This is a genomic window from Thermomonas aquatica (assembly GCF_006337105.1).
GTDB classification, from domain to species: Bacteria; Pseudomonadota; Gammaproteobacteria; order Xanthomonadales; family Xanthomonadaceae; genus Thermomonas; species Thermomonas aquatica.
On the sequence record NZ_CP040871.1, the window covers coordinates 80,148 to 103,418 of the forward strand.

The 23,271-nt window shown below is 68.6% G+C and carries 21 protein-coding genes and 1 tRNA gene; 13 read left to right on the forward strand and 9 right to left on the reverse strand.

Annotated features, from left to right (window positions below):
* Positions 1-28 precede the first annotated feature (28 nt).
* Positions 29-2,023 (forward strand): SDR family oxidoreductase, encoded by a 1,995-nt coding sequence (locus FHQ07_RS00405; RefSeq protein WP_139714777.1) that lies wholly within the window; start codon positions 29-31, stop codon positions 2,021-2,023.
* 54 nt (positions 2,024-2,077) lie between these two features.
* Here the strand turns inward: FHQ07_RS00405 and FHQ07_RS00410 are convergent, their stop codons facing one another.
* From FHQ07_RS00410 to FHQ07_RS00420, 3 genes are all read right to left on the reverse strand, one after another.
* Positions 2,078-3,073 carry a restriction endonuclease gene (locus FHQ07_RS00410; protein ID WP_139714778.1) on the reverse strand — a complete coding sequence of 332 codons (996 nt, stop codon included), beginning with the start codon at positions 3,071-3,073 and terminating at the stop codon, positions 2,078-2,080.
* A 76-nt stretch (positions 3,074-3,149) separates the two neighbouring features.
* Positions 3,150-3,794, reverse strand: a complete 645-nt coding sequence (locus FHQ07_RS00415) for a phasin family protein (protein WP_139714779.1) — start codon at positions 3,792-3,794, stop codon at positions 3,150-3,152.
* Positions 3,795-3,858: 64 nt separating this feature from the next.
* Positions 3,859-5,145 (reverse strand): patatin-like phospholipase family protein, encoded by a 1,287-nt coding sequence (locus tag FHQ07_RS00420; RefSeq protein WP_139714780.1) that lies wholly within the window; start codon positions 5,143-5,145, stop codon positions 3,859-3,861.
* 86 nt (positions 5,146-5,231) lie between these two features.
* On the opposite strand from FHQ07_RS00420, the gene FHQ07_RS00425 reads away from it, so the two are divergent.
* Positions 5,232-5,963, forward strand: a complete 732-nt coding sequence (locus FHQ07_RS00425) for a DUF8198 family protein (RefSeq protein ID WP_139714781.1) — start codon at positions 5,232-5,234, stop codon at positions 5,961-5,963.
* A gap of 2 nt (positions 5,964-5,965) precedes the next feature.
* On the opposite strand, the gene FHQ07_RS00430 is transcribed toward FHQ07_RS00425, so the two are convergent.
* Positions 5,966-6,763, reverse strand: a complete 798-nt coding sequence (locus FHQ07_RS00430; protein WP_139714782.1) for an FHA domain-containing protein — start codon at positions 6,761-6,763, stop codon at positions 5,966-5,968.
* A 92-nt stretch (positions 6,764-6,855) separates the two neighbouring features.
* Here FHQ07_RS00430 and FHQ07_RS00435 point away from each other — a divergent pair, with 92 nt between their 5' ends.
* Positions 6,856-7,128 (forward strand): polyhydroxyalkanoic acid system family protein, encoded by a 273-nt coding sequence (locus FHQ07_RS00435; RefSeq protein ID WP_139714783.1) that lies wholly within the window; start codon positions 6,856-6,858, stop codon positions 7,126-7,128.
* Here the strand turns inward: FHQ07_RS00435 and msrQ are convergent.
* Both msrQ and msrP read right to left on the reverse strand, forming a co-directional pair.
* On the reverse strand, positions 7,100-7,744 hold the full coding sequence (msrQ, locus tag FHQ07_RS00440; RefSeq protein ID WP_139714784.1) for a protein-methionine-sulfoxide reductase heme-binding subunit MsrQ: 645 nt from the start codon (positions 7,742-7,744) through the stop codon (positions 7,100-7,102). The genes FHQ07_RS00435 and msrQ overlap by 29 nt on opposite strands.
* Complete coding sequence (gene msrP / locus FHQ07_RS00445; RefSeq protein WP_139717795.1) at positions 7,744-8,709, reverse strand: protein-methionine-sulfoxide reductase catalytic subunit MsrP; 966 nt, start codon at positions 8,707-8,709, stop codon at positions 7,744-7,746. Before msrP ends, msrQ begins: the two co-directional genes overlap by 1 nt.
* A gap of 194 nt (positions 8,710-8,903) precedes the next feature.
* Between msrP and serC the strand changes: the two genes are divergently transcribed.
* From serC to aroA, 4 genes are read left to right on the forward strand one after another with little or no spacing between them, the layout of a single operon-like run.
* On the forward strand, positions 8,904-9,989 hold the full coding sequence (serC, locus tag FHQ07_RS00450; RefSeq protein WP_139714785.1) for a 3-phosphoserine/phosphohydroxythreonine transaminase: 1,086 nt from the start codon (positions 8,904-8,906) through the stop codon (positions 9,987-9,989).
* Complete coding sequence (gene pheA / locus FHQ07_RS00455) at positions 9,982-11,100, forward strand: prephenate dehydratase (protein ID WP_139714786.1); 1,119 nt, start codon at positions 9,982-9,984, stop codon at positions 11,098-11,100. The genes serC and pheA overlap by 8 nt, the downstream gene beginning before the upstream one ends.
* 1 nt (position 11,101) lies before the next feature.
* A complete protein-coding gene (hisC, locus tag FHQ07_RS00460) occupies positions 11,102-12,217 on the forward strand; it encodes a histidinol-phosphate transaminase (protein WP_139714787.1) in 1,116 nt (371 codons plus the stop codon).
* Positions 12,214-13,521 (forward strand): 3-phosphoshikimate 1-carboxyvinyltransferase, encoded by a 1,308-nt coding sequence (gene aroA, locus FHQ07_RS00465; protein ID WP_139714788.1) that lies wholly within the window; start codon positions 12,214-12,216, stop codon positions 13,519-13,521. Before hisC ends, aroA begins: the two co-directional genes overlap by 4 nt.
* On the opposite strand, the gene FHQ07_RS00470 is transcribed toward aroA, so the two are convergent.
* Positions 13,522-14,211, reverse strand: a complete 690-nt coding sequence (locus FHQ07_RS00470; RefSeq protein ID WP_240703516.1) for an energy transducer TonB — start codon at positions 14,209-14,211, stop codon at positions 13,522-13,524.
* A gap of 38 nt (positions 14,212-14,249) precedes the next feature.
* Here FHQ07_RS00470 and serS point away from each other — a divergent pair, with 38 nt between their 5' ends.
* On the forward strand, positions 14,250-15,530 hold the full coding sequence (gene serS, locus FHQ07_RS00475) for a serine--tRNA ligase (protein ID WP_139714789.1): 1,281 nt from the start codon (positions 14,250-14,252) through the stop codon (positions 15,528-15,530).
* Positions 15,531-15,621: 91 nt separating this feature from the next.
* Here serS and FHQ07_RS00480 read toward each other — a convergent pair whose 3' ends face one another.
* The gene (locus FHQ07_RS00480; RefSeq protein ID WP_139714790.1) at positions 15,622-16,203 is read right to left on the reverse strand and encodes an FMN-dependent NADH-azoreductase; all 582 of its coding nucleotides are present in this window, start codon (positions 16,201-16,203) and stop codon (positions 15,622-15,624) included.
* Positions 16,204-16,321: 118 nt separating this feature from the next.
* Between FHQ07_RS00480 and FHQ07_RS00485 the strand changes: the two genes are divergently transcribed.
* The 3 genes from FHQ07_RS00485 to FHQ07_RS00495 all read left to right on the forward strand — a co-directional run bounded on the left by FHQ07_RS00485 (position 16,322) and on the right by FHQ07_RS00495 (position 18,257).
* A complete protein-coding gene (locus FHQ07_RS00485; protein ID WP_139714791.1) occupies positions 16,322-17,290 on the forward strand; it encodes a LysR family transcriptional regulator in 969 nt (322 codons plus the stop codon).
* A gap of 114 nt (positions 17,291-17,404) precedes the next feature.
* A tRNA-Ser gene (locus FHQ07_RS00490) sits at positions 17,405-17,494 on the forward strand.
* A gap of 109 nt (positions 17,495-17,603) precedes the next feature.
* Positions 17,604-18,257, forward strand: a complete 654-nt coding sequence (locus tag FHQ07_RS00495; RefSeq protein ID WP_139714792.1) for a response regulator — start codon at positions 17,604-17,606, stop codon at positions 18,255-18,257.
* A gap of 33 nt (positions 18,258-18,290) precedes the next feature.
* Here the strand turns inward: FHQ07_RS00495 and FHQ07_RS00500 are convergent, their stop codons facing one another.
* Complete coding sequence (locus FHQ07_RS00500) at positions 18,291-21,224, reverse strand: Rne/Rng family ribonuclease (RefSeq protein WP_139714793.1); 2,934 nt, start codon at positions 21,222-21,224, stop codon at positions 18,291-18,293.
* Positions 21,225-21,706: 482 nt separating this feature from the next.
* Between FHQ07_RS00500 and FHQ07_RS00505 the strand changes: the two genes are divergently transcribed.
* On the forward strand, positions 21,707-22,678 hold the full coding sequence (locus FHQ07_RS00505; RefSeq protein ID WP_139714794.1) for an RluA family pseudouridine synthase: 972 nt from the start codon (positions 21,707-21,709) through the stop codon (positions 22,676-22,678).
* A complete protein-coding gene (locus FHQ07_RS00510; protein WP_139714795.1) occupies positions 22,671-23,270 on the forward strand; it encodes a class I SAM-dependent methyltransferase in 600 nt (199 codons plus the stop codon). Before FHQ07_RS00505 ends, FHQ07_RS00510 begins: the two co-directional genes overlap by 8 nt.
* Position 23,271: the final 1 nt, after the last annotated feature.

A 23,271-nucleotide genomic window follows, 5' to 3' on the forward strand; every position in this document is an offset into this window, starting at 1 on the left:
CGCCTGCAAACCTCCGAGGGGAGCGCGCATGAGCTATTTCGTGACCGGCGGTACCGGGTTCCTGGGTCGCTTCCTGATCGGCAACCTGCTCAAGCGCAAGGGCCTCATCCATGTGCTGGTGCGCAAGGAGTCGCTGAAGAAATTCGACGCGCTTGCGAAGAAGATGGGTTGGGATCCCAAGCGCGTGCTGCCGGTCACCGGCGACATGACCGCGCCGAAGTGCGGCTTGTCCGCGGCGCAGATCCGCACGCTGTCGGCGAAGAAGATCCAGCATTTCTTCCATCTCGCTGCGATCTACGACATGACCGCCAGCGCGGAAAGCCAGCGCGCCGCCAATATCGACGGCACCCAGCACGCGCTGGACCTGGCCGCCGCGCTGAAGGTGGGCTGCTTCCACCACACCAGTTCGATCGCCGCCGCCGGCCTGTACCCGGGCGTGTTCCGCGAGGACATGTTCGACGAAGCCGAGGGCCTGGACGATCCCTACCTGCGCACCAAGCACGATTCCGAGGGATTGGTGCGCGGCGAGAAGCGGATCAAGTGGCGCATCTACCGGCCGGGCATGGTGGTCGGCCATTCGCAGACCGGCGAAATGGACAAGATCGACGGCCCTTATTACTTCTTCACCTTCCTCAAGAAGCTGCGCGAAATGTTGCCGCCGTGGATGCCGACGCTGGGCATCGAGGGCGGGCGGATCAACGTGGTGCCGGTCGATTTCGTGGTCGATGCGATGGACCACATCGCGCACAAGCCGCGCCTGGATGGCCATTGTTTCCACCTGGTCGATCCGGAACCGCAACGCGTCGGCGAGGTGCTCAACACCTTCGCCCGCGCCGGCCACGCCCCTGAAATGACCATGCGCATCGATGCGCGCATGTTCGCCTTCGTGCCTGGCGGCATCCGCATGGCGGTCGGCAACCTGCCGCCGGTCAAGCGCTTCGTCGGCATGATGCTGCGCGACTTCAAGATCCCGAAGGAAGTGCTGAAGTTCATCACCTATCCGACCCGCTTCGACAACCGCGAGACCGAGCGCGCGCTGAAGGGCAGCGGGATCAAGGTGCCGGCGCTGGATTCGTATGCCTGGCGGCTGTGGGATTACTGGGAACGCCACCTCGATCCCGACCTGTACGTCGACCGCACGTTGAAGGGCAAGGTGCGCAACAAAGTGGTGGTGATCACCGGCGGGTCCTCCGGCATCGGCCTGGCCACCGCGCAGAAGGTCGCGGCGGCGGGTGCGGTGACGGTGATCGTGGCGCGCGGCGAGGAAGAGCTGTTCAAGGCGCGCGACGAGATGAAGGCCGCCGGCGGCAAGGTGTTCGCCTACACCGCCGACCTGGCAGAGATGTCCAGCTGCGACGCGCTGGTGAAGCAGATCCTGGAGGCGCACGGCCACGTCGACATCCTGGTCAACAACGCCGGCCGTTCGATCCGCCGTTCGATCGAGGCCAGCTACGACCGCTTCCACGATTTCGAGCGGACCATGCAACTGAACTACTTCGGCTGCATCCGACTGATCATGGGCTTCATGCCGACCATGACCCAGCGCCGCAAGGGCCACATCATCAACATCAGCTCGATCGGCGTGCTGGCCAATTCGCCGCGCTTCTCCGCCTACGTGGCGTCGAAGGCCGCGCTGGACGCGTTCAGCCGCTGCGCGCAGGGCGAGCTGTCGGGCAAGGGCATCAGCTTCACCACCATCAACATGCCGCTGGTGAAGACCCCGATGATCGCGCCGACCAAGATGTACGACAGCGTGCCGACGCTGAGCCCGGAGGAGGCGGCCGACTTGGTGGTGAAGGGCATCATCGAGAAGCCCAGTCGCATCGCCACCCGCCTGGGCATCTTCAGCGCATTGATCAACGCCCTCGCGCCGAAGGCCTACGAGGTGGTGATGAACACCGCGTTCGAACTGTTCCCGGATTCGGCCGCGGCCAAGGGCGACAAGGCCGCGCTCAAGGGCGAAACTGCGCCGAGCAACGAGCAGATCGCGTTCGCCGCGCTGATGCGCGGGGTGCACTGGTAATCGGGGGAATCCGATGCGCGATGCCGCCATGGCATCGCGCATGCGTCGATCGGCTCAGTACGAGCGGCACTGCTTGAACCGCACCGGCCTCTGGCTGCCCTGCGGCGGCTGCAATTGCACGCGCGATGCGGCGAGTTCCGGGTAGCGTTCGAGCAGCGGGCAAAGTTCGCCGCTGGGATCGGCTTCCTCGGCGGAGAGATACACCAGCAGGGTGGATTGGGTCGACCACAGGGCGCGATCGACGCCGAACAGGGTCGAAATCGCGTTCGCGGTCTCCCGGCGCCGACGTTCCAGCGCGGCGGGATCGGTCGGAACCGCGTCGTTTGCAGCCACCGTTGGCGCGGGTTTCGGTACCGGCGCGTCTGCCGGCGTTGCGGGGGCAGGGGCGCTGGCAACGATGGCTTGCGCCTCGCTGGCAGGCGCATCTCCCTGCATGCCCTGCGCGATCATGCCTGCGACTGCGGCCAGTGCCGCGGCACCGCCCCAGGCGATGGCCACCGCCCGTTTCGGTGGTGGCGTGGGCGTGGCGATTGGTGCCGGCGCATCGATGGGTTCGCGCGCGACGTAGGGCCGCAACTCGGGCCAGAGGTCCTTGCCGTCCAGCAGTTCGATGTTGCCCTGCTGGCGCGCGACCCGCATCGCCTCGCTCTCGAAGCGCCCCGGCGTGGCCAGGATCACGCTGCCGGCGCCGCGCAGGGTGGCCGACTTGCCCAGGCCAAGGATCGCCTGCACGCCGACCACCGCGGCACTGCCGTACTTGCAGGACAGCAGGACGTATTCGCCGTTGCGTTCGAGCAGGATGTCGCCGCCATCAGAGGGAATCCCGTCCGGCGACATGCCGTCTTCGATCACCGGCTCGTAGCCGCGGCCCTTCATCGCCTGCAGCACCAGGCGGGTGAAATCGCGCCAGCGCAGCTCCGCCAGCTGCGCTTCGCCACGCTCGCGGACGCCGACGCTGGCATCGGCATGGTTGCCGTGCTGGCGCAGCCAGTACGTGGCCGCGCCGCCGGCAATGGCGAAGACGAACAATGCGAGTAACAGGGGCGTCATGCGCGTTCGACTTGGAAGCCGGATCCGGGGTGACGACTATAGCGCCAATGCCCGCGGCTCGGCAGCGGGCTGGGGGTCATGCGCATGGCGAACGCGGCCATTGCCACGCGAAACGCCCGCCAGTCCGTATTCGCAGGGGGAGGGGAGCTAGCGAAGCGGCGGACTGGCGGGACTTTGGCGAAAATCTACTCGGCGGCCTTCTTGGCGCGCTTGCTGGCCTGTTTCGCCGGTGCCTTGGCGGCAGCGGCCTTGCGCGGCGCCTTCTTGGCGGCGCGGGGGCTGCGCTGCCATTGGCCTTGCGCAATTCCTCGGTCAGCCGTTCGACGCGCGCGGTCAGTGCATTGAGGTCGTCGCGACCCGGCACGCCGAGCTTGACCAGTGCGCGCTGCACGCGCTCTTCGAACACCTTTTCCAGCTTGTCCCAGGTGTCGGTGGCGCGCTCGCGCGCCTGGCCGACCTTGCCCTCGACCGCGTCGCGGACGAAGTCGGCGCGGGCGCCGGTGAACTTGCGCGCGGTCTGCTCCAGCGACAGGCCGTCGCGGACCAGGCTTTCGAACAGCTTGCCGCCCTCGGCCTGCGCGCGGTTGAACGCACCCATGCCGGCCAGCCAGATCTGTTGCGCGGACTCGGTGATCGACTTGCCCAAGCGCTCGGCCTGCGCCTTGCTCGAAGCATCGGCGGCGGGGCTCTTCTTGTTGGCGGTTTTCTTCAGCTTGGCCATGTGCCCTCCAACGGGCGCAACGGGAATGGATTGCGCAGCAGCATCGCGTTGTTGTCTAGAGCATTCACACCATGCGCCGCGATTGCCCGCGGCGATGCCTGCGCAAGGAATGCTCGATGTCGTCGAGCGCGCGGCCGAGGACTGCAGTGGTCTCGGTGCTGCGCCCGGACGGCGGCAGGTGGGCGAGGATCGAGCGCGGGCGATCGGCGATCACGTCCTCGCGCAGGGTGATGCCATGCCGTGCCAGCACCGGTTCCAGCACGTCGCGGCGGTTGCGCAGGTCGGCCAGGGTGTTGCGATAGGCGAGCTGCGAGATGCGCCGGCGCGCGGAGAAACTGAAGACGTTGGTGTAGAACAATTCGCGGTCGGCGGCGTTGGGTTCGAACACCAGCTGGTCGATGTCCGGGTACTGCTGTGCATAGCGCGCCAGTCCGACCTGCATGCGCGATTGCAGCATGGTGCGCAGGGTCTGCGAGAGCACGCCGGGCAGGCCGCCTTCGGCGATGCGGCGGTCGCTGAAGCGATGCGATGCCGCTTCGATATCGCCATCGTTGCCGGGATTGAACGGCACCAGCGGATTGATGCCGAGCATCAGGTCGACCTCGCGGTCGAGCACCACCGAGGCATGCATCGTGCGGCGCAGCGCGCCATCGACGAAATGGCGGGCGCGCCCGCTCTTGTCGCGGATTTCCACCGGTGGATACAGGCCGGGCAGGGCGGCGCTGGCCTGCACCGCCTGCGAGATCGGCACGTCGTCCCAACCGGTGTCGCCGAAGCGCACCGCCTCGCCGCTGTCGAGATCCACGCCGATCACGTACAGCGGCCGTTGCAGGTCGCGGAAATCGTTGCTGCGGCCGCGGCGGCTGAACACGTCGCGCAGGAAGCGCTCGACTTCGGCGTTGTCGAACAGGCCGGTCGGCACCAGTCCGCCGATGCGGGTGACCAGGTCCGACCAGCGCGAATCGCCGCGGCCGAACCACAGGTCCTGGGTGAGCTTGGCGGTCAGCCGCGGGATCGAGGCGGCGCGGCGCATGTATTCCAGCAGCGCCGGGCGCAGGAAGGTTTCCGGGCGGAAGGTGACGTCCTGGCTGTCGCCGCTGATGAAGATCCGGCACAGCTCGGCGGTGTCCATGCGGTTGGCCAGGCCGGCGGCGAAGAACGCGCCGGAACTGACCCCGACGTAGCAATCCAGCCGGGCCAGGTCGAGGCCGTCGCAGGCTTCGTCCAGCGCGCGCAGCGCGCCGAGTTCGTACATCGCGCCGATCGGTCCGCCGCCGGCGATGGCCAGGCCGATGCGTGGCGCGGCATCGCGGTCGCGGCGGGGATGTTCGGCGGCGTGCAGTGACAGCATGCAGGGGACTCGTGCGGGGCGCGGCCGAGTGTAGCCGAGCGCTGTCGAGTATTGCGTCGATTCGCCGGGCTGCCGACACTTCGCGGATGCCCGCCGGCCGCGCACACGTCCAGTCCGATCCAACCGAGCGCCTGGCGCGGCGCCTGGCTTGCCACCAGGCCCTGTACGACCCGGCGCGCGAGCCGCGCAATCGGTCGCGCTGGCTCAAGCCCTTGCAGGCCTGGCAGGCGCAGCGGCTGGAGCGCAGCTTCGCCGGCTTCCTGCAGGATCCGGCGCGGCGGCCGGCGGCGCGCTTCTTCCTGACCGATGTCTACGGCGACCACGATTTCACCCGCCGCGATGCCGACATCGCGCGGGTGATCCCGATGATGCAGAAGCTGCTGCCGGCCGCGCTGTTGAAGACCGTGGCGGACGGCATCGAGCTCGGCGCGCTGACCCATGCCTTCGACCTGCGCATGGCCGACGCCCTGCAGGCGCTGGGCGGGCGACGCCGCGGCATCGACGACGGACTGTACGCACGCGCCTACCGCGACGTCGGCCTGCCGCGCTTGCGCGGCCGCCAGATCGCCCTGATCGGCGATGTCGGCGAAGGCCTGGCGGCCGCCTTGCGGATGCCGGGCGTGGGCGCCTTGCTCAGGCTGTCGCGGCTGCCGGCGAAGGCCGCGGGACTCGGCGAGTTGCAGACCTTCCTCGAGCGCGGCTTCGCCGCCTTCGAGGGGCTGGGCGATGCGCGCGCCTTCCTCGCCGACATCCGCGGCAACGAGACGCTGACGATGCAGCGGCTGTTCGCCGGCGACGCGGATCCGTTCCGCGGCTGAACTCAGCGGGTGCCGAACAGCAGCAACGCGGACAATGCCGCGGCCAGCAGGATCGCCGCGACCAGCAACCAGGGCATGCGTTGCAGCCAGGACTTGCGCGGCGGCGCGGGCAATTCATCCGCATCGTCGGCGAACGCCGCGCGCAGGCGTGCGGCGGGCGAAGGCCCCGGCGTCGGCGGCGGGCCCTCCAGCACGAAGCGATGCTGCACGTCGAACGCGATCTGGTCGCCGGCATGCAGCGCCGCCTGGCGCACGCGCTGGCCGTTGACCAGCACGTCGGCACCGGCGTCGCGCAGCACGGCCTGGCCGTTCACGGCTTCCACCGTGGCATGCCGCTCGGCGATGCCGGGACCTTCGATGCGGATGTCGGCATCACCCGCACGCCCGATCTTGCGTGGCTGTTCCAGGCTGATGCTGCGTCCATGGTGCGCACCGCCGACGCCGCGCAGCACCAGCCGCAGGTTGCCGATCGGATCGCGCGGCGCGCCGTTGGCCTGCGGCATCGCACGTCCGTCGTTGGCGGCGGTCAGCAGCAGTTCGTTGCCGTCGACATGGATGCTGTCGCCGGCGCGCAGCATCGCCACGTGCTGCACCGGGCGGCCGTTGACGTGCACGCCGCGCAGTTCGTCGGCCACGGTCATCCAGATGCCGCGGCGGTCGTTGCACAGCTGCAGCAGCCACGCTTGCTCACCGTCCACCGGGCCTAGCCCGGTCGGCAAGCGCCCCAGCGCATGCACGCCCGCGCCGAGCACCAGGTCGGGTTGGTCGCCATCGGAAAATCGCAGACGCAGTTCGTTCATCGCGGGGGAATCTAGCATGCGCCGGCCGCGAGGCTGGTTGCATGGCGCGGCGGCGGGCACAATGCGCCGTCACCCGCCGCCACGGTCCGCCCATGTCCCGCATCGATATCCGCCATGCCCATTCGCTGCCCAAGGCCAAGGCCCGCAAGGCGGTCGAAGACGTCGCGAAGAAGCTCGCCGAGAAATTCGAGATGGATTACGGCTGGGAGGGCGACACCCTGAATTTCTCGCGCTCCGGCGTCGACGGCCACATCGCGCTGGAGCCGGAGGAACTGCACGTGCACGCCAAGCTCGGCTTCCTCACCGCGATGTTCAAGGACCCGATCGAGAACGAGATCAAGCGCGTGCTGAAAGAGAAGTTCTGACCCGCCAGCGTTTCCACAGCCGCCAACCCAGCAGCAAGGCGGCGATTCCGGCATACAGCGCCGGTTCGCGGATGTCGGATTTCACCAGCCACCAGAAGTGCAGCACGGCCAGCACGGCCACGGCATAGACCAGCATGTGCAGGCGCGCCCAGTGGCGGCCGAGGCGCCTGATCCAGCCGGTGGTGGAGGTGACCGCTAGCGGCACCAGCAGCAGCCAGGCGATGAAACCCACGGTGATGTACGGACGCTTGGCGATGTCCTCGAACACCTGCGTCCAGAACCCGCGCAGGTCCAGGCCGAGGTAGGCGGCGAAATGCAGCGTGGCGTAGGCGAAGGCGTACAGCCCGAGCATGCGCCGGAAGCGCACCAGCACGCTCCAGCCGCTGAGCTGGCGCAAGGGCGTGATCGCCAGGGTGAGCATCAGGAAACGCAGCGCCCACAGGCCGAGGCGGTGCTCGATCTCGGCGACCGGGTCCGCGCCGAGCGCATTGCCGCCGGTTCTGGCCACGCTCCACACCTGCCACAGCAGGATCGCCAGCGGAGTGAGCGCGGCGAGGTGGACGAGGGTCTTGGCGAGGATGATCCGCGGTTCGGCGCGACGCCTCGGCTTCGCCATCAGAACCACTTCTTCAGGTCCATGCCGGCATACAGCGACGCGACCTGTTCGGCATAACCGTTGAACGGCCGGGTCGGGATGCGTTCGGCGAACAGCTTGCTGGCGCTGCCGGCGATCCGGCGCTCGCTCTTCTGGCTCCAGCGCGGGTGGTCGACCGCGGGGTTCACGTTGGAGAAGAACCCGTATTCCGAGGGCTGCGACAGGTTCCAGCTGGTCTTCGGCATGCGCTCGACGAAGGTGATCGCGATGATCGACTTGATTCCCTTGAAGCCGTATTTCCACGGCACCACGAGGCGCAACGGCGCGCCGTTCTGCTGCGGCACGGGCTTGCCGTACATGCCGGTCACCAGCAGGGTCAGCGGATGCATCGCCTCGTCGATGCGCAGGCCTTCGCGGTAGGGCCAGTCGAGCACGTCGGCGCGCACGCCCGGCATCTGCCGCGGGTCGGCCAAACTGGTGAAGGCGACGTATTTGGCCTTCGAGGTCGGCTCGAAGCGCTTCAGCACGTCCGCCAGCGGCACGCCCAGCCACGGGATCACCATCGACCAGCCTTCCACGCAGCGCATCCGGTAGACGCGTTCCTCGGGCCTGAGCCCCTTCAGCAGGTCGTCCAGCGACAGCCTGCCGGGCTTGGCGCAATGCCCGCCCACCGCCACCGTCCATGGGCTGGTGCGCAGGGTCTTCGCCGCATTCGAGGGATCGTCCTTGGCGGTGCCGAATTCGTAGAAATTGTTGTAGCTGGTCGCGTCCGCCTCGCGGGTCTGTTCCTCGGCGGTGCGGAAGCCGGATTTCGCCTGCGCCGGCGTCACCACCACCTTCGACGGGGGAGGCGCGGCTTCTGAGCATCCGGCGACGCCCAAGGCGGGCAGCAGGCCGATCGCCGCCAGTACCCGGCGGCGATCGCGATAGACCGCTTCGTCGGTGATGTCGTCGGCGGGGACATGCAGGGATTCGCGCAGGCGCATGGCGGTTTCCTCCGGCGGTGCTTGGGTGCGCTGCAAGCATAGAGCGGCAGGCGCGACGGAAGTTGCGTGGCGATGGTGCAGGGCGTCCGCCGGTTGTTGCCCGGCGGCCGCAAGCGGTTGCCGCTGAAACCTGTTGCGCGGCCGGTGCTGCACTGCGGCATACTGCGGTTCCCCCTACCACCCGGAGCTTCCCGATGTCGCGCGCCTTCAACTTCAGTGCCGGCCCTGCCACCCTGCCGGAACCCGTGCTGCGCCAGGCGCAGGCGGAAATGCTGGAGTTCGGCAATGCCGGGGCCTCCATCGTCGAGCTCAGCCATCGCGGGCCGGAATTCATCGCGGTGGCGCAGCAGACCGAAGCCGACCTGCGCAAGCTGCTGTCGATCCCGGACGACTATGCGGTGATCTTTACCTCCGGCGGCGCCACCACCATCCAGGCGCTGCTGCCGCTGAACTTCGCCGAGGCCGGGCAGGCCGCCGATTACGTGGTCACCGGCCACTGGGGCAAGACCGCGCTGAAGCAGGCCAAACCGTACGTGGCGGCGAACGTGGCCGCGAACGGCGAGGCCGGCGGCTACCGCTCGATCCCGGCGCGCGGCGAATGGCATCTCTCCCCGGATGCCGCCTACGTGCACATCACCGCCAACGAAACCATCCACGGCGTCGAGTTCCGCGACATCCCCGAGACCGGCAAGGTGCCGCTGGTCGGCGACTTCAGCTCCTCGATCGCCTCCGAGCCGCTGGACATCCGCAAGTTCGGCGCGATCTACGCCGGCGCGCAGAAGAACCTCGGTCCGGTCGGCATCAGCGTGCTGATCGTCGATCGCGAGCTGCTGGAACGGGCCGGCCAGCCGCGCGCGGACATCTTCGACTACCGCAGCCAGCTCAAGGCGGAGTCCATGCTCAACACCCCGCCGAGCTGGAACTGGTACATGCTCGGCCTGACCGTGAAGTGGATGCTGGACGAAGGCGGCGTGGCCGAGTTCGCCGCGCGCAACGCGCGCAAGGCGGCGGTGCTGTACGACGTGATCGACAAATCGGGCGGTTTCTACCGCAACGAAGTCGAGGCCGCCGTGCGCTCGCGCATGAACGTGCCGTTCTTCCTGTTCGACGAGGCGCTGGACAAGCCCTTCCTCAAGGAAGCCGCCGCAGCCGGCCTGATCTCGCTCAAGGGCCACCGCGCGCTGGGCGGCATGCGCGCCTCGATCTACAACGCGATGCCGGAAGCGGGCGTGCAGGCATTGGCCGATTTCATGAAGGATTTCCAGGCGAGAAATGGCTAAGAAACCCGTCAAGAAAGCCAAGGAGGCCGATGCCAAGCCCGACCTGGCCGAAGTCCGCGCGCAGATCGACGGCATCGACCGTCGCATCCAGGAACTGATCGCCGAGCGCGCCAACTGGGCGCACCAGGTCGGCAAGGCCAAGGGCAAGCTCGCCGCCGCGGTGGATTACTACCGCCCGGAACGCGAGGCGCAGGTGCTGCGCCGGGTGGTCGACCGCAACGACGGCCCGCTCTCCGACGAAGTGCTGGTGCGCGTGTTCCGCGAGGTGATGTCGGCCTGCCTGGCCCAGCAGGAGCCGCTGAAGATCGGTTACCTCGGCCCGGAAGGCACGTTCTCGCAACAGGCGGTGCACAAGCATTTCGGCCATTCCGCGCACGGCCTGCCGATGGCCAGCATCGAGGAAGTGTTCCAGGAAGTCGCCGCCGGCCATGCCGATTTCGGCGTGGTGCCGGTGGAGAACTCGGGGCAGGGCACGATCCAGGTCACCCTCGACCTGTTCCTCACCTCGCCGCTGAAAATCTGCGGCGAAGTCGAACTGCGCGTGCACCAGCATTTGCTGTCGCGCAGCGGCCGGATCGAGGACATCGAGCGCGTGTACGCGCATCCGCAGGCGCTGGCGCAGACCGCCGGCTGGTTGCGCACGAATTTGCCGAAGGCGGAGAAGATCCCGGTGTCGAGCAATGCCGAGGGCGCGCGCCGCGCGCGCAACGCGGACGATGCCGCGGCCATCGCCGGCGAATCCGCCGGGCTGGTGTATGGCCTCAAGCGCATCGCGGGTCCCATCGAAGACCGCAGCGACAACACCACCCGCTTCCTGGTGCTGGGCCGCGAATCGTTCCCGTCCTCGGGCCACGACCGTACCTCGCTGCTGGTGTTCATCCGCGACCGACCGGGCGCGCTGTACGGCGTGCTGGAACCGCTGGCGCGGCGCGGCATCAGCATGAACCGGATCGAATCGCGGCCCGCGCACGGCCACCTCTGGCAGTACGCGTTCTTCATCGACGTCGCCGGCCATTGCCAGGAATCGCCGCTGAAGGACGCGCTGGACGAGATCGCCGAAAAGGGCGATGAAGTGCGCGTGCTGGGTTCCTATCCCGTCGCGATCCTCTGACATGGTCGATTTCGAGACCCTCGCGCGTCCCGGCGTCCGCGGCCTGCGCGCTTACGATCCCGGCCACGACCTGGTCGCGCTGCGTCGCCGCTATGTCGAGGCGCAACTGGTCGAACTCGGTTCCAACGAGAATCCGTACGGTGCCAGCCCGCAGGCGAAGCAGGCGATCGTCGATGCGCTGGCCGGCATCCACATCTACCCGGATCCGCTCGGCGGCGACCTCAAGCGCGCGCTGGCGAAGCACCACGGCATCGACAGCGCCAACCTGCTGCTCGGCAACGGCTCGCACGAATTGCTGATGCAGTTCGCGCAGGTGTTCGCCGGCCCCGGCGAGGACGTCGTCGCGTCGAAATTCGGATTCGCGGTGTATGCGCTGGCGGCGCAGGCCGCGGGCGCGGAACTGCGGCTGGCACCGGCGCTGTCGCGCGATGCGGCGATGCCGCGCGGCCACGACCTGGCGGCGGTGCTGGAGGCGATCGGCCCGCGCACCAAGCTGGTCTACCTCGCCAATCCGAACAACCCCACCGGCACCTGGTTCGGCGCCGAGCTGTTCGCCGATTTCCTGGCACGGGTGCCGGAGCACGTGATCGTGGTGGTCGACGAGGCCTATGCCGAATTCGTCGATGCCGTGGATTTCGCCTCGGCGCTGCCGCTGGTCGCGCGCCATCCCAACCTGGTGGTGACCCGCACCTTCAGCAAGGCGTATGCGCTGGCCGGCCTGCGCGTGGGTTACGCGGTGGCGCACCCGCAGCTGATCGCGGTGATGGAGCGCGTGCGCGAGAGCTTCAACGTCAATGCGCTGGGTCTTGCCGCTGCTGAAGCGGCATTGGCGGATGCGGAGCACCTGCAAGCGTCGGTTGCGGGCAACGCAGCGCAGCGCGCAGCGCTGGCCCAAGCGCTGCTTGCGCGTGGCCTGAAAGTGTCGCCCTCGCAGACGAACTTCCTGCTGGTCGAATTCGGCGACGATGCCGGGCGCATCGAATCGCGGCTGGTCTCGCGCGGCGTGGTGCTGCGGCCGATGGGCGGCTATGGCCTCGGCGAATGCCTGCGCATCACCGTCGGCACCGAGGCCGAGAACCGGCGCCTGCTCGAAGCCTTGGACGAGGTTCGGGCATGAGCGTCCGCCAGGACTGGATCGCCGCACGTGGCGGCCCGCTGCGCGGCGAGTTGCTGGTGCCGGGCGACAAGTCGGTGTCGCATCGCGCGATCATGTTCGGCGCCATCGCAGAAGGCAGCACCCGCATCGACGGCTTCCTCGAAGGCGAGGACACCCGCGCCACCGCCGCGATCTTCCGCCAGCTGGGCGTGCGCATCGAAGCGCCCAGCGACGGCGTGCGCATCGTGCATGGCGTCGGCCTGCACGGCCTGCAGCCGACCGGTGAAGCGCTGGACTGCGGCAATGCCGGCACCGCGATGCGCCTGTTGACCGGGCTGCTGGCCGGGCAGCGCTTCGACAGCACGCTGGTTGGCGACGAGTCCCTGAGCAAACGGCCGATGCGACGGGTGATCGAGCCGTTGTCCTCGATGGGCGCGCGGATCGATTCGAACGACGGCGCCGCACCGCTGCAGGTCCATGGCGGGCGCGCATTGCACGGCATCGACTACGCCTTGCCGGTGGCCAGTGCGCAGATCAAGTCGGCCGTGCTGCTGGCCGGGCTGTACGCGCAGGGCGAGACGGTGGTCCGCGAACCGCACCCGACCCGCGATTACACCGAACGCATGCTGTCCGCGTTCGGCGTGGAGATCGCATTTTCGCCCGGCCTCGCGCGCCTGCGCGGTGGGCAGGCGTTGCGCGCGACCGATGTCAGCGTGCCGGCCGACTTTTCCTCGGCCGCGTTCTTCATCGTCGCCGCCAGCCTGGTGCCGGGTTCGGAACTGTTGCTGCGCCGGGTCGGGATGAACCCGCGCCGCACGGGACTGCTGCACGTGCTGCGCCTGATGGGGGCGGAGATCGTCGAGGAAAACGCCGGCGAACAGGGCGGCGAGCCGGTGGCCGACCTGCGCGTGCGGCATGCGCCGCTGAGCGGCATCGAGGTGCCGGTCGCGCACGTGCCGGACATGATCGACGAATTCCCGGCGCTGTTCGTGGCCGCGGCCTGCGCCAGCGGCGCGACCGTGGTGCGCGGCGCGGCGGAATTGCGGGTCAAGGAGTCCGACCGCATCGCGACGATGGCGACCGGGCTGCGCGCGCTCGGCATCGTCGTCGATGAAACCCCGGATGGCGCGACCATCCACGGCGGCGCGCTGCATGGCGGTGCGGTCGAATCGCATGGCGACCATCGCATCGCGATGGCGTTCGCGGTGGCGGCGCAGTTGGCGGATGGCGAAGTGCGGATCGGCGATGTCGCCAACGTGGCGACCTCGTTCCCGGGCTTCGACGGGTTGGCCCGCGTCGCGGGCATGCAGCTGGACGCGGGCTGATCAGTTCTGCGGGTTGAATGCGATCGGCACGACGACGTCCGAACTCGTGGCCCGTCCGTTGCGCATCGCCGGCTTGAAGGTCCAGCGCCGCACCGCCTCCATCGCCGCGCGGTCGAGGAAGCGGTTGCCGCTGGATTCGGCCACCTCCATGCGTTCGACGCTGCCATCGGTCGCGATGCTGGCCCTGACCTGCACGGTGCCGCCGATGTTGCGGCGCAGGGCTTCCTGCGGATAACGCGGCGGCGGACGGCTGAGCGGAACCGCGTCGCTATCGGCCACGGCCGTCGGCGCAACGGGCGCGGGCGGAGGCGGCGGTGGTGCGGGCGGTTCGATGATCCTGGGTTGCTCACCCGCCGGTGCGGCGGGTCGCATGCCTTCACGCGGCATGTTCAGGCCGCTGGCATTGCCGTCCTCGCTGGCCACGTCGGCCGGGACCGGCGCGGGGAGTGTTTCGCCATCGGCCGTGGCCCCCGAGCTCGGGCTGCCCGCCTTGAAGAAATCGCTGTCGCTGCGCTGGTCCAGCCACAGCAGGAAAAACAGCAGCAGGCCGATGCCGAAGGCGATCGCCAGCGGCTTCACCAGGTGCGGCGGCAACAGCGGGCGGCGTACAGGTGTTGGCTCGGACATGCCGGCATTCTGGCATGCCGATGTGAGGGTTTTGGCAAGCGGCGGGGCAGCCGGCCGGCGCATCGGCGATAATGTGCATTCACTCATGATGTCCCGTCCCCATGCTCGATCCCGCCCTGCTGCGCGCCAATCCCGCCGACCTCGCCGAACGCCTGCGCGCCAGCCGCGGCTTCGAACTCGATGTCGGCCACCTCGAATCGCTGGAAGCGCAACGCAAGCAATTGCAGGTCCGCACCCAGGAACTGCAGAACCTGCGCAACACCCGCAGCAAGCAGATCGGCATGCTCAAGGCCAGGGGCGAGGACGTGTCCGCGGTGATGGCGGAAGTGGCCGGGTTCGGCGAGGAGCTGAAGGCTTCGGAAATCCGCCTCGACGAGATCCGCGGCGAGATCGAGGCGATCGCGCTGGGCATTCCCAATCTTCCGGATGCTTCGGTACCGCTCGGCAGCGACGAGAGCCAGAACGCCGAGCAGAAAAAATGGGGCACGCCGCGCAGCTTCGATTTCGCGGTCAAGGACCACGTCGAACTCGGCGCCCGTAACGGCTGGCTGGACGGCGAGACCGCGGCCAAGCTCAGCGGTTCGCGCTTCACCGTGTTGCGCGGGCAACTCGCGCGCCTGCATCGCGCGCTGGCGCAGTTCATGCTGGACCTGCATACCGGCGAACACGGCTACGAGGAAACCAACGTGCCGGTGATCGTCAATGCCGATTCGATGCGCGGCACCGGGCAGTTGCCGAAGTTCGAGGAAGACCTGTTCTCCACCCAGCTCGGCGAGCACAAGCGCTACCTGATCCCGACCTCGGAAGTGCCGCTGACCAATATCGTCCGCGATGGGATCGTCGATGCGGAGAGCCTGCCGCTGCGCATGACCGCGCATTCGATGTGCTTCCGTTCCGAGGCCGGCAGCGGCGGCCGCGACGTGCGCGGCATGATCCGCCAGCACCAGTTCGAGAAAGTGGAGTTGGTGAGCGTCGCGAAGCCGGACGAATCCGATGCCGAACACGAACGCATGACCCGTTGCGCGGAAGCGGTGCTGGAGAAACTCGGCCTGCCGTATCGCAAGGTGCTGCTGTGCACCGGCGACATGGGCTTTGGCGCCACCAAGACCTACGACCTCGAGGTCTGGCTGCCCTCGCAGGACACCTATCGCGAGATCAGCTCCTGCTCCAACTGCGGCGATTTCCAGGCGCGGCGCATGCAGACGCGCTGGCGCAACCCGGCCACCGGCAAGCCGGAGCTGGTGCACACGCTCAATGGTTCCGGCGTCGCCGTCGGCCGCGCGCTGATCGCGGTCATGGAGAACTACCAGAACGCCGATGGCAGCATCGACGTGCCGGACGCGCTGCGCCCGTACATGGGCGGCCTCGAACGCATCGCCTGATCGCTTCCGGCTCCGCGGACAAAAAACGGGCCCGCATTGCGGGCCCGTTGCGTTCCGGGGCAGGGGAGGGCGCGGAACGCGAAGCCTGGTTTCAGGCCGCCAGCGGCAATTCCGCGTCGATCTGCGCGCGTGCGGCCAGGATCGCGCGGCTGCGTTGTTCCGGCGACACCGAGAGTCCTTCGGCGCTGACGAATTCGACATCGTCGATGCCGAGGAAGCCGAACACCTGGCGCAGGTACGGTTCGACGAAATTGCGGCCGCTGTCCGCCGGGTGCATGCCGCCGTAGGTCGCGGCGACGATCACCTTCTTGCCGCCGGCCAGGCCCTGCGGGCCTTCGGCGGTGTAGCGGAAGGTCTTGCCGGCCACCGCCACCCGGTCGATCCAGGCCTTGAGCTGGCTGGGGATGCCGAAGTTGTACATCGGCGCGCCGACCACGATCACGTCGGCGGCCAGGAATTCGTCCATCACCGCGGCGGCGGTGGCGGTTTCGTCGGCATCGGCCTGCGCCAGCGAGGCGCCGCTCAGGTGCGGCAGCGGATTCGCCGCAAGGTCGCGGTGGACGACCTCAAGGCCGCGCACATCGCGCTGCCAACGGGCGACGACCGCCGCGCCCAGTTCGCGGCTGGCGGAATGGGTGCCGAGGATGCTGGAATCGAGATGCAGGAGTTTCATGGAAGGCCCCGTTGGTCGGTCGCGGCGGTTGCCGCGTTGGGGCGCATCCTGCTCCGTTGCATATTCGGGATAAACTAGGTTAAATATCACGATACGTTCCATATACGGAATTATCGTCATGCAGGATCTCAACGACCTGTACTACTTCGCCGCCGTGGTCGACCACGGCGGATTCGCCGCCGCCGAACGCGCGCTGGGCATCCCCAAGTCGCGGTTGAGCCGGCGCATCAGCGCGCTGGAAAGCGAGCTCGGGGTGCGCCTGCTGCAGCGCTCGACCCGGCGCTTCGCGGTCACCGACGTCGGCACCAGCGTGCATCGCCATGCGCAGTCGATGCTGGCCGAGGCGCAGGCGGCGCGCGAAGCGGTGGATCGCCTGAGCGCCGAACCGCGCGGCACGGTGCGGATCAGCGTGCCGGTGTCGATGGCGCAGCAGCAGTTCCCGAAACTGCTGCCCGAGTTCATGGCGCTGTACCCGAAGGTGCGCCTGCAGCTGATCGTCAGCAACCGCCGCGTCGACGTGATCAACGAAGGCGTGGACGTGGCGCTGCGCGTGCGCGCCAAGCTGGACGACGACGGCAGCCTGGTCATGCGCAGCTTCGGCCAGGTCCAGGAATTGCTGGTGGCCAGCCCGAAGTACCTGGACCGCGCCGGGCGGCCGAAGAGCCCGGAGGAGCTCGCCGAGCACGTCACCTTGAGCATCAGCGAGGACGATGCGCGCCAGCGCTGGGAACTGCACGGCCCGGACGGCGAGGTGCGCCGGATCGAGCTGCAGCCGCGCGTCACCGGCTTCGATTTCCCGATGATGCAGGCGATGGCCGAGGGCGGCATCGGCATCACCCTGTTGCCGGAAACCGTGTGCGCCGATGCGGTGCGCCGCGGCGACCTGGAAGTGGTGCTGCCGGAATGGCGATTGCCGCAGGGCATCGCGCACGCGGTGTTCGCGTCCCGCCGCGGTCTGCTGCCTGCGGTGCGGGTGTTGATCGACTTCCTGGCCGAGAAGCTGCCGCCGCTGATGGAAGCCGCGCGCCTGGATTGCAGCGAGAAAGGCGGTTGCGAAGGGCAGGGCAAGAAAGCGAAGAAGGCGTGAGCGGCGGGATCGATCCGGGCATCCCTGCGCTTGCCGCGCGGGGCGCCCGCGTCGTCCTTGTCGGCAGTCGCGCCGATGTGCCGTAGCGCGGCGACATGCGAGAATGAAGGCCACGGAAGCGTGGCCGAGCGGTTTAAGGCACCGGTCTTGAAAACCGGCGATGGGTCAAACCATCCGTGAGTTCGAATCTCACCGCTTCCGCCATCCTCCTCCCCGCGTAGGATTTTCCCTACCCGGCGATGCGGGCATCACCGGCTTGGCGGGCCTGTGCCGCAGGCGTAGCGTGGCGTCCATCGAGCAGGGGGGGGCTGCCATGAGCATCAAGGTATTCATCGTCGACGACCATGCGCTGGTGCGCACCGGGTTCAGGCTGATCCTGGGCCGCGAAGTCGACATCGAGGTCGTGGGCGAGGCCGAAAGCGGCGAGGAAGCCCTGCCGCAGATCCGCAAGCTCAAGCCCGACGTGGTGCTGTGCGACCTGCACCTGCCCGGCATCAGCGGGCTGGAGGTCACCGAACGGGTGGTGCGCGGCGACTACGGCTCGAAGGTGATCGCGGTATCCGTGCTCGAGGACGGCCCGATGCCGCGCCGGTTGCTGGAAGCGGGCGCCTCGGGCTATGTCGGCAAGGCCTGCGATGCGATCGAACTGCTGCGCGCGGTGCGCGATGTGTCGCGCGGCAAGAAATACCTGGCCAATGCGATCGCGCAGGGCATGGCGCTGTCGGGCATGAAGGGCGAACAGGCATCGCCGTTCGATGCGCTGACCCCGCGCGAGCTGGAAGTGGCGTTGCTGCTCAACCAGGGCCTGCGCCAGGAAGCGATCGCCAAGCGGCTGAGCCTGAGCGCGAAGACCGTCAATACCCACAAATCGCGCCTGTTCGAGAAACTGGCGATCCGCGACAACATCGCGCTGGCGCGGCTGGTCAGCCAGTACGGCCTGGTCGATCCCGCGCACGCCGTGCATTGACGGCGGGCGCGGTCGGCGGCTCGGGCGTTCCGCTCAGGCGTTGCGGTTCGCCTCGACGGCCGCGGCATCGTCCTGCGTAGGCGCCGGGGGGGTGCCGGCATCGTTGCGGGCGGTATCGAACAGCCCGCGCAGTTGCTCGGCGCGGCTGAGGGCTTCGTCCGCGGGCGAGGGCGAAGGCGAGACGGTTTCGGCCTCGACCGCGGTCGCTGCCTGCGCAACCTCCGCCGTGGCGGCGACCTCCTCGGCAGCGACGACCTCTTCGGCGGCATCGGCCTGGGCGATCGCGGCTGCCGGTTCGACCGGCACTTCCGCCGGCGCGACGGTTTCGGCAACGCGTTCGATCACCGCGGGTGCCGCTGCCTCGGTCACGACGGCGGTTTCGGGTGCGCTCGCTACGGCGGGCGTTGCCGCGGGCGCGGCTTCGGCCGGCGTCGCGATGGCCTCGACGACGGGCGCTTCGATCGCGGCCGGTGCGGGGGCGATCACCTCCGGCTGCGCGGCCGCGACCACGCGTGCGACTTCGGCGACCGGCGCCGGCGCGCGTTCGACGGCAACCGGCGTTGGCGCTTCGATATCGTCGAAATCGAATTCCGGCTGCGAGCCATCCGCGGCCAGGGCTTCGTCCAGCGGGCCGTCCTGATCCAGCATCGCCTCGTCGGCGGCACCGGCGGCTTCGCCCGCGCCACGCCGACGGCGGCGACCGCCGCGACGTCCGCGACGGCGCTTCGAGCCGCCTTCGCCCGCGGCATCATCGCCGGACTCGCTGGCGTTTTCGGCGGCGACGGCCTGCGCCGGGATCGCGATCGCGGCAGCGTCGACCGCCTGCTCGAGCGGTGCCGCGACCTTGGCCGTGGCGTCCTCGGCGACGACAGCGGCGATCGAAGCCGCTGCGGTTTCGGCCGGCGCCGGCTTCGGTGCCTGCGGCTTGTCCTGCTTCGGCTGCTGTTGTTGCAGCGGCTTCTGCTGGTTCTGCTGCTGTTGCTTCTGCGGCTTGTCCTGCTTCGGCTGCTGTTGTTGCTGCGGCTTCTGCTGGTTCTGCTTTTGCGCCTGCTGCTGTTTCGGCGCGTCGCCCTGCGGCTTGTTGCCGCCGCGATTGTCGTTCTGCGCATTGCGGCGGTTGTCGTCGCGCCGGTTGTCGCGGTTGCCGCGGCCATCGCGATCGCGGCGGTTGCCACGCTCCTCGCGGCGGCCGCCTTGTGCCTCGGCCTTCACCGGCTGCGGCTCCGGGGCGGGCGCGCCGTTGAACATCGACTTCAGCCAGCCGATGAAACCGCTGCTGGCCGGGGCCACGACGACCGGTACCGCCGCCGCGACCGGACGCGGCTCCGCTTCCACCGGCATCGGCTTGGGCTCGCGCAACGGGGCGGGCTGGGCCGGCTTCACGTTGGTCACCATCGGTGCCGGCGGGATGTTGAGCTGGGCCTTGGTCAAGGCGATCGTCGCCAGCTTGCGCGGGGTGCCGCGCTGGTAGCTGGGGCGCGCGGTTTCCTCGCCCAGTTCGTTCTCGCGGATGCGGGTGACTTCGTAGTGCGGGGTGTGCAGCTGCTCGTCGGCGACGATCACGATCGGCGCATCGTGGCGCTGCTCGATCTCGCGCAGCGCGTTGCGCTTCTCGTTGAGCAGGTAGTTGGCGATCTCCACCGGCGCCTGCACCAGCACCTGGCCGGTGTTGTCCTTCATCGCGTGCTCTTCGGCGACGCGGATGATCGACAGCGACAGCGACTCGATGCTGCGCATCCGGCCGTGGCCCTCGCAGGTCGGGCAGACGATCTGGCTGGCCTCGCCCAGCGACGGGCGCAGGCGCTGGCGGCTCATCTCCATCAGGCCGAAGCGGCTGATGCGGCCCAGCTGGACGCGCGCGCGGTCGTACTTCAGCGCGTTCTGCAGCTTGTTCTCGACGTCGCGCTGGTGCTTGTTGCTCGACATGTCGATGAAGTCGATCACCACCAGGCCGCCCAGGTCGCGCAGGCGCAGCTGGCGCGCCACTTCCTCCGCGGCCTCCAGGTTGGTGTTGAACGCGGTCTCCTCGATGTCGCCGCCCTTGGTGGCGCGCGCCGAGTTGACGTCGATCGCGGTCAGCGCCTCGGTCTGGTCGATCACCAGCGCGCCGCCGGAGGGCAGGCGCACGGTGCGCTCGTAGGCGCCCTCGATCTGCGATTCGATCTGGAAGCGGTTGAACAGCGGGGTGTCGTCGGTGTAGTGCTTGAGCTTGCGCTTGTTGTGCGGCATCACCTGTTCGACGAAGTCCAGCGCCTCGGCGTACATCTCCGGGGTGTCGACCAGGATCTCGCCGATGTCCGAGCGCATGTAGTCGCGCAGGGCGCGCACGATCAGGCGCGACTCCTGGTAGATCAGGAACGGCGCCGGCTTGGTCAGCGCGGCTTCGGCGATCGCGCGCCAGATCGACAGCAGGTAGTCCAGGTCCCACTGCAGCTCTTCGGCGTCGCGGCCGACGCCGGCGGTGCGGATGATCACGCCCATGTCGTCGGGGATGTTGAGCGCGTCCATCGCCTTCTTCAGCTCGGCGCGGTCGTCGCCCTCGATCCGGCGGGAGACGCCGCCGGCGCTGGGCGAGTTCGGCATCAGCACCATGTAGCGGCCGGCCAGCGAGATGAAGGTGGTCAGGGCGGCGCCCTTGTTGCCGCGCTCTTCCTTGTCGACCTGGACCACGACTTCCTGGCCTTCGCGCAGGAGTTCCTTCAGCCCGGCCTTGTTCGGATCGACCCCGGCCTGGAAGTAGTCGCGGGAGATTTCCTTGAGCGGCAGGAAGCCGTGGCGTTCCGCGCCGTATTCGACGAAAGCGGCTTCAAGCGAGGGTTCGAGCCGGGTGATGCGGCCCTTGTAGATGTTGGATTTCTTGTTGTCCTTCGACGGCTGTTCGATGTCGACGTCGTACAGGGTCTGGCCTTCGACGATCGCCACGCGCAGTTCTTCCGCCTGCGTGGCATTGATGAGCATTCGCTTCATTGTGCGTTCCTCGCGCGCTGCTGCACGCGGAAACGCCGTTGGCGTTTCGTCCCTGGATACCGCAAGCGCCTCGGCTGCACGGGTGTGCGCCGAGTCGCTCCAAGTGTTCCAGCGCTACGACACCACGGCGGACCGCGGGAGCGCTTGTTCCTAAGTTCATGTTGCAGGGCCGGCGACAGCCGCCGGGTTCCAGAGGAAACAGGCGCGTCGCGCGGGGCGTTGTTCGGTTCCGTCACGGATGCCCATGCATCCGGCGATGGTGGGGTCTGCCGCGCAGCCGTTAACATGGCCGCCCCGAGGGCGGTGGCAACGACACTGCGGCGGGGATCGCGGGGAAGGCCGGCTTTCGGCCGGTGCGGTCTTCTCGGACCGTGGTGTTCTTCCTGCGAAATCAAACCCTTATCTCGCCCCCCGAGTGTAACAGATCAGGCATTACAGGAGCAGGTCCCGGCTTGGGCCGGCCCGTCCCAGGAGCAAGCCGCATGACCGATCCGACCCCTCCGGAAACCCCCACCCACGGCGCCCGCACCGTGCGGGTGATGGAGGACCGCGATGGCCAGCGCATCGACAATTTCCTGCTGGGCTACCTGAAGGGCGCGCCGCGCAGCCTGGTCTACAAGCTGCTGAGATCCGGCCAGGTGCGGGTGAATGGCGGCCGGGTCAAGGCGGAACGCCGGCTGGAAGCGGGGGACCAGGTGCGGATCCCGCCCTTCCGGCTGCCGGATCCCGCCGAGAAGGGCAGCCCGCCGCAGGGCTTCATGGACGCGCTGGACGCGGCGATCGTGTTCGAGGACGCCCGCCTGCTGGCGCTGAACAAGCCGTCCGGGGTGGCCAGCCATGGCGGCAGCGGCATTTCCTTCGGCGCGATCGAGACCCTGCGCGCGCTGCGGCCGAGGGAGACGCTGGAGCTGGTCCACCGGCTCGACCGCGATACCTCGGGGCTGTTGATCGTGGCCAAGAAGCGCTCGGCACTGAGTGAACTGCAGGCGCTGCTGCGCGAGGACCACGGCGCCGGCATCGACAAGCGCTACCTGGCCCTGCTCGGCGGACGCATGCCGGACGGGGTGATGAGCGTCGATGCGCCGCTGCATGTCGGCCTGCGCCAGGGCGGCGAACGGCATGTGCAGGTGAATCCCAGGGGCAAGCCCTCGATGAGCCATTTCAGGGTGCTGGAACGGCGCGGCGGCCAGAGCTATTGCGAGGTCCGGATCGAGACCGGCCGCACCCACCAGATCCGCGTGCATGCCCGGCACATCGGCCACCCGATCGCCGGCGACGACAAGTACGGCGACGAAGCCGCGAACCGGCGCCTGCGCGAACAGGCCGGGCTGAAGCGCTTGTTCCTGCATGCGTCCACCCTGGAATTCGCGCTGGACGGCGGCAAGACGCCGTACCTGCTCAATGCGCCGCTGGCTTCCGACCTGGTCGACGTGCTCGATCGCCTGCATGGCTGAGCCCGCACCGCTGCAGGCGGCGATGACCGATGGCGAAGCCGCCGTGCTGCGCGAATGTTTCTCCAAGGCGGCCAGCCTGGTCGAATTCGGCTGCGGCGGCAGCACCCTGCTGGCGGTGCGCAGCCCGTCGCTGCGGCGGATCTGGTCGGTGGAAAGCGACCCGGGCTGGATCGAGCGCCTGCGCATCGAAGCGGAGATCGCCGCCGCAGAACAGGCCGGTCGCCTGCGGCTGCATTGCGTGGACATCGGTGCGGTCGGCGAATTCGGCTTCCCGCGCGACGGTTCGATGCAGGCGGCATGGCCGCGCTACTACCAATCGGTCTGGGACGATCCGGCCGCCCTCGACACCGACCTGGTGCTGGTCGACGGCCGCTTCCGGGTGGCCTGCGCGCTGGAAGCGCTGGCCCGCTGCCGCCCGCATGCCGTCCTACTGTTCCACGATTTCTGGAACCGGACGCCCTACCACCCGGTGCTCGCCTTCACCGACTGGCTGGGCAGTTGCGATTCGCTGGCGATCCTGCGGCGCAAGCCATCGTTCGACAGCGCGGCCTTCGAGCAGGTACGGCAGGCCTATCGCCTGCAGCCGGGCTGAG